This window comes from Variovorax robiniae, assembly GCF_037889955.1.
In the GTDB taxonomy this organism is placed as follows: domain Bacteria; phylum Pseudomonadota; class Gammaproteobacteria; order Burkholderiales; family Burkholderiaceae_C; genus Variovorax; species Variovorax robiniae.
On record NZ_JBBKZS010000035.1, the window covers coordinates 1 to 11,792 of the forward strand.

4 protein-coding genes, 2 pseudogenes and 1 other annotated feature are annotated in these 11,792 nt (G+C 62.8%); of the genes and pseudogenes, 4 read left to right on the forward strand and 2 right to left on the reverse strand.

Going from position 1 to position 11,792, the window contains the following annotated elements:
• The first annotated feature begins 142 nt into the window (after nt 1–142).
• On the forward strand, nt 143–3,016 hold the full coding sequence (locus WKW79_RS34515) for a toll/interleukin-1 receptor domain-containing protein (protein WP_340339752.1): 2,874 nt from the start codon (nt 143–145) through the stop codon (nt 3,014–3,016).
• An 81-nt stretch (nt 3,017–3,097) separates the two neighbouring features.
• On the forward strand, nt 3,098–5,257 hold the full coding sequence (locus WKW79_RS34520; RefSeq protein ID WP_340339753.1) for a TIR domain-containing protein: 2,160 nt from the start codon (nt 3,098–3,100) through the stop codon (nt 5,255–5,257).
• A 164-nt stretch (nt 5,258–5,421) separates the two neighbouring features.
• On the opposite strand, the pseudogene WKW79_RS34525 reads toward WKW79_RS34520, so the two are convergent.
• A pseudogene (locus WKW79_RS34525) lies at nt 5,422–5,663 on the reverse strand (IS110 family transposase); the annotation flags it as partial.
• A gap of 35 nt (nt 5,664–5,698) precedes the next feature.
• On the opposite strand from WKW79_RS34525, the pseudogene WKW79_RS34530 reads away from it, so the two are divergent.
• Both WKW79_RS34530 and WKW79_RS34535 read left to right on the forward strand, forming a co-directional pair.
• Nucleotides 5,699–6,951 (forward strand): annotated as a pseudogene (locus WKW79_RS34530) (IS3 family transposase).
• Nucleotides 5,977–6,093 (forward strand) — a sequence feature (AL1L pseudoknot). Its footprint overlaps the pseudogene before it by 117 nt.
• A gap of 682 nt (nt 6,952–7,633) precedes the next feature.
• Nucleotides 7,634–10,711, forward strand: coding sequence for a toll/interleukin-1 receptor domain-containing protein (locus WKW79_RS34535; protein WP_340339754.1), 3,078 nt, complete (start codon nt 7,634–7,636; stop codon nt 10,709–10,711).
• Nucleotides 10,712–11,167: 456 nt separating this feature from the next.
• Here WKW79_RS34535 and WKW79_RS34540 read toward each other — a convergent pair whose 3' ends face one another.
• Nucleotides 11,168–11,695: a papain-like cysteine protease family protein gene (locus WKW79_RS34540; protein ID WP_340339755.1), complete on the reverse strand. Its 528-nt coding sequence runs from the start codon at nt 11,693–11,695 to the stop codon at nt 11,168–11,170.
• Nucleotides 11,696–11,792 lie beyond the last annotated feature (97 nt).

Here is an 11,792-nt window from a genome sequence, read left to right on the forward strand (position 1 = left end):
GCTGTGACCCTCAACCCCGAACGGGACTGCATCGTTCAGAAACAGTCGAGGGCATCGAACATACAGCCCCTGGCTGCATGATCGAGGCGACAACTACCTTGACGCGCGCCGAGACTCAGCGATCGCATCGACGCAGGTAGATGTGTTCCTGTGCCACAACTCTTTCGACAAGCCCTTCGTCCGCCAAGTGGCCGAGGGGCTAGAGCTTGAATTCGGCATTCCGCACTTTCTGGATGTCTATGCCATTCCGACCGGCGAAGCGTTCCTTCCATGGATCGACAGAGCGCTGGCGACCTCAACCGGATGTGCCATCTTTCTCGGCGCGAACGGATGGGGCAGCACCCACTTCTGGGAAGCTGAACGCGCGCTTGATCGGTATCGGAAAGACCCCAAGTTCAGGCTGATTCCGGTCGCCTTGCCGGGCATCCGTCCGCAGGACATGGAGAAGTTGGGCTCTGGCAGCGTGTTCTCCGAGATAAATTGGGCGGACCTTCGAAACGGTGCCGTGGATACCGATGCCATCAACAAGCTGCGGGCTGCCTTGTTGGGTCGGACGATGGCGTCGTCGACCAAAGGGCCCTCCAGGCTCACGCCGTACATGGTGCGAAGGGATGCGGAAAGATGGGACGCCGAAGCGCGAAATAACCCCAGCATTCTCTATCGTGGGCGCCAGCTCGCCGAGGCCGAACGGCTGCGCGTCGAGCAACCCGATCTTGTGGTGGGCGGCGCCGTTAATGCCTTCCTGAGCGCTTCGGCCCGGACGCAGACTGCGCGCTGGCGATGGCTTGCGGGTGCTGCCGTCCTCGTCACGCTGACGGTCACGATACTTGCGTTTTGGATCGACCGGGAGCGGCAGCTGGCACTTTCTCGCTATCTCGCATCGGAGGCGCGACAGGCCGCCAGTCCGGACACGCGTCTCCTGCTGGCGCTGCAGGCCACCCGCTTTTCGACGACGCCGGAGGCGTATGGCGCCATTGCGGAACAACTCGACGCGCAGCCGCATCTGCGGCATGTGCTTCGGCTTGCACCATCGGAGGTTCTCAGTCTAGCCTTCGACGTCGCCGGGTCGGCGGTGTATGCAGGGCAGGCCAGCGGCAAGATCACGCGCATAGATCTGAAGACACGCGCAAGCACCGAGATGAGCGACACGGCTGTCGGCGGGATTACGGCCTTGGAGATCGATCCGGTGAACGGCGACGTCTGGGCCGGGACGGAAAGTGGAAGGCTGTTCGTAGTCGGCAGCAACGAACGTTTCGAAGAGGTTTTGGCCATCATCGCGCGTGACCGAGATCAAATCAGCGATGCAGCGAGGGGACAGCCAATCCTGAGCCTGCAGATCGATCCGGAGCGTCGCTGGGTCGCGGTCGGCGACCACCAGCACCGGCTCGCCCTAGTCGCGCGGGTAGACCGATCGATCGCGTGGCAGCACAAGTTCACGGGTCAGCGTATCCGGTCCGTTTCGTTCAATGCAAAAGCGGATGCCGTCGCTGCGGCTAGCAGTGACGGCATAGTCGAGGTGTTGAGGCTGAGAGACGGCCAAGTCATCGGCACCCACACGACCGCCCGGACGGGCAATCCAATGGCCTTGCAGTTCTCGCGTACCGGCGACCTGCGCGTGATTGACGACGGCGGCCTGCTTTCGGTCTTCGCCGCAAGCACGGCGACGCCGGTTGAACGCCGGCTTGCGGATGGCGGACTGACGGCAGCTGTCGTCGGGCCCCGGCGCGAGTTCGGGCCCACTACACGGCGCGATCTCGCCTTGCTGGGCCTCGGCTCAGGCGACGTAGCACTCACGCCTGCGACCAGCCCGGGCGAAGCGCTGACCGTGGTCGGTGCCCACGCGCGGCTCGTTTATTCGGTCGCGATGTCTCCAGACGGCCGCCTTGCTGCCAGTGGCGCGGCAGACGGTTCCGTCGCCATCTGGGACTTGACACGGCGGTCGCGGCTGATCGCTCCGTTGGGAGTGCCGGGTGGCCAGATCGCGGCGCTGACCTTCGCCAGGCCAGCCGGCGTCGCGAGTCTCGCGACCAGCGTGGACGGCGCGAGCATCCAAGTCAACTCAGGCGATGGATGGCGCAAAGTGCAGGACTTAATGGCCTTGTCCGCGCAGGCAGCCGGTCCCGGCTCAGTGGCTCCTCCAGACTCGGTTGCCGATGCCCAGGGATTCAGGCCGGTGGCGTCCGATGTGGTAGCACAGGCCGTCTTCAGCAAGGATGGGCGGAGCCTTGCCTGGGTGACGCGCGCCGGTGCCGTGTTGGCGTCTCCGTTCCCCCTCACCGGGACACCGCGTGTGCTGCGAGGCTCAGGTCCGGTGCCGGACGCCATCGGCGTCGACGATGCCGGCCAAGCCGTTTTCGTGGCCGATGCGCTGAACCTTATGAGATACACGGTCGGACGCCCGGACGGTGAGCCGCCCCAGACACGCAGATTGAACGCGCCCGCCCGCTACATCCTCGCAGCGCACGATGGATTGACCGCCGACGTCGCTACGGAGAATGCCATCGAACGCGTCCGGTTCCAAGGCGAGGCCGCGCCTACGACAAGCGTCCCGTTGCCGATCACGGCAGGCCAGTTGGCAAGGGCACCCGCCGGTGAGCTGTTGGCCTCAGGCGCTGGCTCAAGTGCCGGTATCGACGTCGGATTGGTCGACGGCAAAAGCTTTCGTCGCTTGCACAGTCGCCGGTTGGAGGGTGCCGTGAGTGCTCTTGCCGTTTCCGCGGCTACGTCGACCATCGTGGCTGGCGACCACGATGGCCGACTCCACATGTGGGATGCCGCTACGTTGCTGCCGATCGCCAGCTTTCGGGCGAGTGCCCTCGCGATCATGGGACTTGCCGTCTCTTCCGACGACCGCAGCCTCGCCGTCTGGGATGCCGGAGGCGATGTTTTCCAAGTGTCCCTCGATCGCGACCAGTGGGTTCGCGAAGCATGCGACATCGCGATGAGGGACCTGACCGCTGGAGAATGGAATGCTCTTTTGCCCGACACCCGCATGCGCAGGGGTTGCAAGGAATAGGGCGGCTAGAGCGCGTGCTCTGCGGACATAGTGTTCGTGCTTTTCTTGACAACGCATGTGCACGTTCGCACACTGAGTTCCATGGACCCTCTTCGCCTGTATGTCGTCTTCGATCCCGGCTTCAGGCAAGGCCTCGAGTGGGCCCGCTTTCTGACCCTCGCGTTCTCTGCTGTCGGCATGCAGAGAGAAGAGGTACGCGTCGGCGTCCCCGTCCAGTGGCGCTGGAAGCCGTGGGACAGCGCCGATGCGGACGGAATGCCACTTCCGATCGACCTGGCTCACGCGGCTCAAAACGTCGTCATCGTGCTGGTGGACGACAACCTGATCGCCGTACCGGGTTGGTCGACATGGATGAAGCGGTTGCGCGAATCCATGGCGCGGCGCGGCGCGATCGATTCGATCGTGCCAGTCCAACTCGCCGGCGCCATTCCCGACTGGGTCTGCACGCTCAACATGTTGAACTTGGGCCGGGACGCCGCGCCCGGCGATCAGCGAGCGCGCACGCAATTTCGGGTTCGACTGCTCAACATCATCCTGGCCCAGCGCAAGCGCAGTAACGACGATACGGTCTCGGGTCACGGCATCTTTCTCTCACATGCCAAGCGAGATGCCAAAGCCGCCGCCGAAAGTTTCGTCACACGACTCAATGACGCCAAGGACAACTTGGGCGTGCGCTACTTCTACGATGCGATCAGTCTGTTGGCGAGCGACGACTACGAAGAGCGCTTTGTTCGCGCCATCAAGAGCGGCAGCCTCCTGGCCATCGTCACCGACGCCTATCACACGCGGCCCTGGTGTCGCTGGGAAATCCTGACCGCCAAGGAGCATGGTCGGCCGGTGGTGGTAGTCGACATGTCGCGCGATCGGATCGAACGCACTTATCCTTATCTCGCCAATGTGCCATCCATCCGGCTGCCTGTCTCAGATCCCGATGACCTGTCAGAGGCCGATATCGAGAGCGTGCTTTTGGCCTTGCTGTCCGAAGCATTGCGGGTCGAGTTGTGGCGCGACAAAGCGATTGAGCATCAAAAGGAAATTCCCTCGGCGCACATCGCAGTGCGCCCACCGGAGTTGGCCGACCTGGCAGTGCTTCCCGCGGCCCGGGAGGACGGCGAAATCGCGATGCTGCTGTATCCAGACCCTCCTCTGAGCAGCGAAGAAACGCAGCTGCTGCGGCGAGCGCGGCCCGGACTCGTATTAGTGACACCAACCCAATTGGGAGGTGTGGTCTCAGGTGGCGGAAAGCCGCGATCCATGGATGGCCGGCTGGTCGCGATCTCGGTCTCCGACACCTCAAGACAAGACCTCGAACGGCTCGGGCTTGCGGTCTTCGACGACCCCGAGGACGAAAGTCACCAAGACATCACGGACGCCGTGCTCCGTGCGCTGCTGACTCCTCTGATCGTGGCGGGGGCCCGGGTCGCGTATGGCGGTCGGATCGAAGCGGCACACAACTTCACGCATGTCATCTACGGCCAGCTCGGCGTGGCGTACCGGCGCGTGGGGCGCCAGCAGGCTGCTCGTCCCTTCGTCAACTTCCAGCCCGCAGCGCGAGTGCTGCAGGCACCAGAAAAAGAGAAGGGTGCCCTGGCGCATCACCTGCGAACGCTGGCTCCCTACGGCGAAGTATGGACCACGCACGCGGGTCGGGTGGTGGGAAGATTCGCCGCCGCGGAAGGCGAGGAGGGTTCTCTCCTCACCTACCGCGTTGGAGAGTCGCGGCCCGCAGTCGTTCGCGACGAGGACGAACTGCAGGTCACGACGCTTTGGCATGAGATCGACGCACTCCAGCCGCCCCGCAACGCTGCGGCACTGACCGACATGCGCGAGCAGATGGCTCGCGACTGCGATGCGCGAATTCTGGTTGGCGGGCGCGTCGCCGGCTTCAGCGGCGAAGTGCCAGGTCTGGTTGAAGAGGCGCTGCTGACATTGACTGCGCGACGACCGCTACTGATCCTCGGAGGATTCGGCGGGATCAGCCGTGACATCGCCGCGTCGCTGGGACTGATCGATGACCGTTTTCGAACGCCCCGCCAGCCACAAGAGTATGTGGAGAAGGGCCGCGACTATCGCGCAAAGGTCGAAGCTGGGCTCGACCAACTGCGGAAACAGCGGTCGGCATTTGAGGCCATGTATTCAGCGCAGGAACTGGATCAATTGCGCGAGCTCGCATCGACCACCAGCCTGAATGCGCTCGGTGTGGGAGTCGGAAGAGTGCTGTCCTCACGGCTGGCAGCGTGACAACAACGGAGCGTCGACGTTTCGGCTCCCGGAAGGAAGCCGGCGTGCCAAACGCGCTTACACCCGACCAAATAGCCGCGCACTCGCTGCTCTCGGAGATGCGAACGCGCATCGCGATGTAGCCGCTGCCTTACCAGTACGGAATTGAAGCGCGGGCACTTGAAAGCATCGTTCTTGTTGGTCTTGACAAATGGTTTGACGAACTCCGGCGCCATCAGTCGCACGGTGTGGCCCATGCTTTCATGCTTTGAAGCTTGCGCGCCCAGTGATGCGCACTGCCGCAAGCCTCGATGCCGATCAAGCCCGGCAGCAGGTTGATGAAGAACGCAGCAACTTGGTCCCGCCGCAACGGCCCCTTCAGCACAACCTTGCCGCGCTCGTCGACGCAGTGTGAACCGCCCCGGATTTGAGGAGGCTCCTTCGATTGAGAATGGAGCCAATATGAGAAAGTCCCCGAAGTTTTCCCCCGCGGTCATGGAGCGCGCGGTGCGCATGGTGTTTGATGCCAAGGACCAGTACCCGTCGCAGTGGGCGGCGATCGAATCGATCGCCGGCAAGATCGGCTGCACGGCCGAGACGCTGCGCAAATGGGTGCGCCAGGGTGAGCGTGATAGCGGAGTACGGCCAGGCCCGACCACTGTCGAACAGCAGCGCATCAAGGAGCTCGAGCGCGAGGTTCGCGAACTGCGCAAGACCAATGAGATCCTGAAGTTGGCCAGCGCGTATTTCGCCCAGGCGGAGTTCGACCGCCAACTCAAGAAATGAACGCCTTCATTGACGAGCATCGCGCTCGTTGCGGGGTCGAGCCGATCTGCCGTGCGCTGCAGATCGCCCCGTCGGCATACCGGCGCCACGCCGCGCGCCAGCGCAACCCGGCGCTGCTGTCCGCGCGAGCCCAGCGTGATGCGAGCTTGCTGGTGCAGGTGCAACGCGTGTACGACCAGAACCTACGGGTCTATGGTGCCGACAAGGTCTGGCGGCAACTGCGCCGCGAAGGCACGGCCGTGGCGCGATGCACTGTCGAGCGGCTCATGCGGCAATGCGGGCTGTGCGGTGCACGTCGTGGCAACAAGGTGCGCACGACAGTACCGGACGCAAAGGCGGCATGCCCGCTGGACCGAGTAAAACGGCGCTTCAAGGCCGACAGGCCGAATCAACTGTGGGTGGCGGATTTCACGTACGTCGACCTGGCAGGGCTTCGTGTACGTAGCCTTCGTCATCGATGTCTTCGCGCGGCGCATCGTCGGCTGGCGGGTCAGCAGTTCGATGCAGACCGACTTCGTGCTCGACGCGCTGGAGCAGGCCCTATATGCGCGTCGGGGCGAGCGCGAAGGGGCGCTGGTGCATCACAGCGATAGGGGCAGTACGTGTCGATCCGCTACAGCGAGCGGCTGGCCGAAGCCGGCATTGAGCCCTCGGTGGGTAGCACCGGCGACAGCTATGACAACGCACTGGCCGAGACCATCAACGGGCTGTACAAGGCGGAGATCATCCACCGTCGCGGGCCCTGGAAGGCGCCCGAGGCGGTCGAACTCGCCACCCTCGAGTGGGCCTCTTGGTTCAACCACCACCGCTTGCTTGAGCCCATCGGCTACATCCAAGCGGCCGAAGCTGAAGCCAACTACTGGCGCCTGCAGGCTCATGCTGTGACCACAACCAAGCCGGCCCAGTCGGCAATGCTGCAGGAGGGTTGAACCATGAGTACATGGCCCAACCGGGAACGCCTCCGGCGGCCCCTGCGGGGGGCTGGAATAATGAGAGTCAGCAGCCAAAAGAGAAGTCAGGCCATCACGGTCTGACTCAAGCCAATAGGCCTCCTCGAAAGCCGGTGCGGTTCAGTGCACCTGGAAAACGTTCTCTGTCAAGTCGATACCAACAGTCGTAATCGTCAGGTGAACGCCACCTCAAGGTTCGAGTGGTTGGTGACACTTCCACTTTTGCACGTTGATGCCGTTACGAGCGGGGGCGCCCATCCATTGCATTCCGATCAGCGATGACATCGATGACACAGGATCAACTGATCAACTCGACCAATCAACACAAGAATTACTACACATTGTCGACCAAAAAGTCGTACGCTGTGGTTGCTCTGTCCCTTTCCTCTCAATCCATCTGACCGTGGGGCGTCGGCGGTGCCCCATCAAGCCGGCTATTGGGCAATGCAAAGCTCATCAACATCAAGATTTGCTCGTCGCCGGCGCGCAAGGCCGGCTATTGGAGGCTCGGCAATCGGAATATTCAGGGGACATGTATCGGATGGCGCGCTACATTGTCTTCCGGTGGTCAACACCACCTTGACGCGACCGGCCATCGCTCGATTCATCGAATCTGAGCATCGTGTATAAGTCGCAGAGGCCAGATCCCGGAGAGCACCCTGTGAGCATCGGTCGTACGCGTACCAACCGAAGGATTCCAATAGTACCCTCGATTGTCTTCGCGCTTTTCGGCCACGATTTCTTCATCTCCTACGCCCACAGCGACGGTACCCTCTATCCAGAGTCGCTCGCAGACGCGCTTGCGGCGGAGCCCTACCGCTATAGAGTACACCTCGACCGGCGCGACTATCATATCGGCGATGACCTCGGACTGCTGACACGCTTCAGAGTCCGCAACTCGCAAAAGCTTGTGGTGGTCGCCGGCGCCGCTGCACTGTACCGTTCGCGCTGGGTGCGTGCCGAAGTCGAAGCGTTCGCTGCGCGCGGCCGAAACCCGATCGTCATCGACCCGGGCGGCGTAGTCGAGTGCGCGCTAACCGGGCCGGCAGAGCCCGGGACATTTCATGAGTGGCTGTCCAACCACCGGGACCTGCTGCGCCATCGAGAGGCCAAAGGATTACAGGCACCCTCGCAAGCCGCAATCCGCCGGCTAGGCGATGCGTTCGATGGCACACGGATAGAGGCGCGACGCCGACGCGTTGTGGGCGCAGCGTTGGCGCTGCTGGCGGTGCTTCTGATCGCCGCGGTCGCGTTCGGCATCGCCGCCGAAGTACAGCGCCGTACTGCCGTCGAGCAACGGCAACGGGTGGAGCGCGAACTGAGCCGCGCCGACGCTCGCCAGGCAATGGTGTACCTGCAGACTGGCCGCGACGACGCCGGCGCGGCCTTTCTTGCCCGAGCGCTCAACGGGCACAGGTCGGAACTTGCTGAACTGGTCGGACAGATGCTTCCCGAGCCCGGCTTTGTGCCGACTCGGCGCGCGCGGCTGCCCACACGAATGGACGCGATCACGCGCGCCTGGGCCGATCCGAACGGCAACTACATTGCAATCGAAGTGGCCACGCAACCCGAGGTCGTACATGTCTTCGACTGGACTGGCGCGGAGCCTCGCAAGGTGCTTGAACTCCGCGTGCCGGCGCACGACGCGGTGTTTACCTTGATCTCCGAACCACGGCCGGCTGCTGTCAGTATCGCACCACGAGATCCGACTCGGTTGTTCGACGCGGGCAGTAACGGCGATCGGCTCGTTGTTTTCTGGCTGGACGCGCCAGCCAGTGTCCCCGTCGAGCGAGAAATCACTACGGGAACTGGCTACGAGAGCGTTATGCGACTCGCCGACGGCCGCTTGCACTATTCCCGTGGACCAACGCTTTCGGCGGTGCGTATTACCGCGACCGGCATCGAGGTTGACGAGAAGCCAACTAACCTCATTGGTCATGTCAACCGTATCAGTGCGACACCTGATGGAGCGTGCCTGATGCTGTCCGATACCAGCGCCCGCTTCGTGATTCATTACGTTGACGGCCGGGAGCCGGTCACGTGGGACAGCGCGCCGCTTTGGCAAGGAACCGGCCACCAAGCGCAGCATGCGCAGGGTGTGCTCGATCCGACATGCCGCTTTGCCGCACTGTGGTCGGACGGCCGGTCTGCAAACCTCTTTCTGGTGCACCTGCAGCAGGACGGCTCCCGCATTGACGCGCGTAAGATCGTTGAAATCGAAGCCGATCCGCGCGACGGAATCGACTTCCGCAACCGCTTTTTCACGCCAGACGGCAAGCATCTCCTAGTGCGAAACCAAGGGCGTTGGAACAGCTACGAGACGGCATCCGGCGCACTGTTGCGCAGCATCAACGTCGGACAGCCCGATTCGAGCGGCGCACTTGCGGGCAACGACGTACTGCTGGCCAGCGGATTCGGCGACACCGTGAGTTATGCGATGGTGAGCGGGCCACCGGGTCGTGATGGCTTGGTATCCGCCGGCGCGACGCCCTTCGTACTGCCCCTGCGCAGAGCAATTGGCGGGGAGCTGTCGTTCCTGACGGTTAGCCAGGATGGGATGCTGACCCGGTTCTCGGCGTCGAGCCGTGTCGATATCGAGGTACTACAAGACGAAGCTTACCTGCAGCTTGACGCGAGCCGCCGCGTGCTCACCGGCGACGGGTCCTTCTCTGCGCGCAGCGTGTTCTTCGCGAACGGCGAACGTTACATCGTGCTACAGGGGACGAGGGGCGACCGTTCGGAGGCTCGCCTCGACTGTCCGCGCGCAAGCGACTTCGATCTCGTTGAAGAAGGCGACGTGCTGAAATTAGCCGCTGTCACGGCCGACGGCCGGCTGTGCATTGCGACGGTCGACCGTAGAACTGGATCGTTGTCGCAAAGCACCATATGGCCGCTCGGGCTCCCCAGCCCGCTCGACACGCTCCGCACGCGCGACCACCAGGTGCTGCTCATTGGAGATCGCCGCGGCGCACGGCTCTACGAGGTGACGCTAGCGAATGGCATAGCACCGCGTACGCGCTTAATCGAGCTAGCCGACAACGAATCGCTGACCGACGTCGCGGTAGGGTCGCGTGGCCAGTGGGCCGCACTCTCGGCGAAGCGCTTCTCACTGTTTCAGAACGGGCGGCGCGTCGATACTGTGCTGCAATGGCCATGCGACACAATTGCCGGGCTGGCCATCCGGCGCGCCATGCTGCGCTGCTTGAGATCGTCGGTGCCCAGCTTGGTCGAGGTTTTAGCCGACGGGACCGCGCGTCCAATTGCTCTGCCGAACAACGTTGTCGCGGCCGGCGCTGCACTGTCACCAGACGGCTCCACGCTGGTGGCTCCACTACGCGATGGCGATGGGAACACTCGCCAAATCTACGCCCGGCTAATTGATATCGGCACGGTGCTCACATTTTCACCACGAGTGATGAGTCAATTGCTCGCTTCCCCGACAGTCAAGCCCGATTCCTTGAATAGGCTGCCTCGGATCGAAGGGCTGCGTTACTCACCGGATGGCAGCCGACTCTATTTGCACGTCCAGATTAACTTTGCAAATCGCGTGCTCATCTCCAACGGACCACAGCAGCGTTACGAGCCTGCGGCGGTAGCAGGAAGGCTCGGGCTCAGCCTAGCGAGTTCCGGCTCAGAGGACGAACTAAACTATGTGACGCCGCGCATTGAATCCGCTGAAAGACAGCCCGAACCTCGGGCGCGCGCCGCGGCGGCTCCGGATACGGCCGGCACTCGCTGACGGCGCGTTGGTTGGGGCGATCTCGGTTTTCGTGCTTTGTGGCGGTGCGGTTTTCGAGTCTCACTGTCGCTACTCGCGCGCGGCCTCTCGCGGAGCCGGTCCTTGCCTGATCAGAACCTTCGCGTATCGCTGCACCGCGAAGCTGAATGTGCCGCGGAAATTTGTGTGTGTTAACGCCTGAACTGTCTCGCAGACCGCATCCATGCTGGGTCGATTTCAGCCACTGGCGCTTGTTTTGGGTAGCCGAATCTTTTGCGCAGATTGACACGGTGGCCGAGGATTTTCCCTGCGACTTCAACACGTTACGCGGAGCGTCGGTCGACGTCAGGACGCGGACGGCAAGTAGTTGTGGCGCTTGGGCTTTCTGAAGGCAATCGTGTCAATCATAAAAGATACAGTTACCTCAGAACGGCAAGTCGCAAGGTACAAGGGAAGAGCGGCCGTGGCGATCGCCGATTAGAAATGGAGCACCTGTGGCAACAGCAATGGCGTGTTCTGCGCGATGTCCTGCTTCGCGATCTGCTCGAGCTCTTTCGCGAACTGCTCAACAGTGACTTCATAGTCCCGGCCGCCGTCCGGGTCGAGCACCTTTAGCCGTGTCCCGGTGCCCGTTCCGTCGCCGGTGACGCCACGGACGATACGCACATGGCGATAGACATGGTTCGTGCCAAAAATTGCGGTGCCCGCCCAAAGCGGACCGTACTGCCGCAGGAGTGAGTCCCAACCCGTAGCACTGACGTTCTGGGGCCCTTCGACGCCGAGATGAAGCGTCTGCGCGAATTCGACGACTTCCGGCGCCAGGAGGCCCTGGTCGTTGTCGAAAGCGATCTCGAAATTCTTCCCCGCCGCCGAGGCCGCCATCCGCTCCGTGTACGGCAGCCCGGTTTTCCATCCAAACAGCATCGCGGCCGCTGCTGCCCAGCAGCTCATCGACTTGGTCTGCGCAAGGGCCGTCACCGGGAGCGAGTAATCGAGCTTGGGCATGGGGACCTTTTTAGGGTGAGCGCTTCAATGTAGCCGCAATGCGCCGATGTGGCTCAAGCTGCGGCCGGAATGCCGCCTTGCATGATCTGCTGTCGGA

Excerpts from the sequence above, each read along its gene's own strand:
- WKW79_RS34540 (WP_340339755.1), bottom strand. The coding sequence starts at position 11,695 with ATGCCCAAGCTCGATTACTCGCTCCCGGTGACGGCCCTTGCGCAGACC.
- WKW79_RS34520 (WP_340339753.1), top strand. The coding sequence starts at position 3,098 with ATGGACCCTCTTCGCCTGTATGTCGTCTTCGATCCCGGCTTCAGGCAA.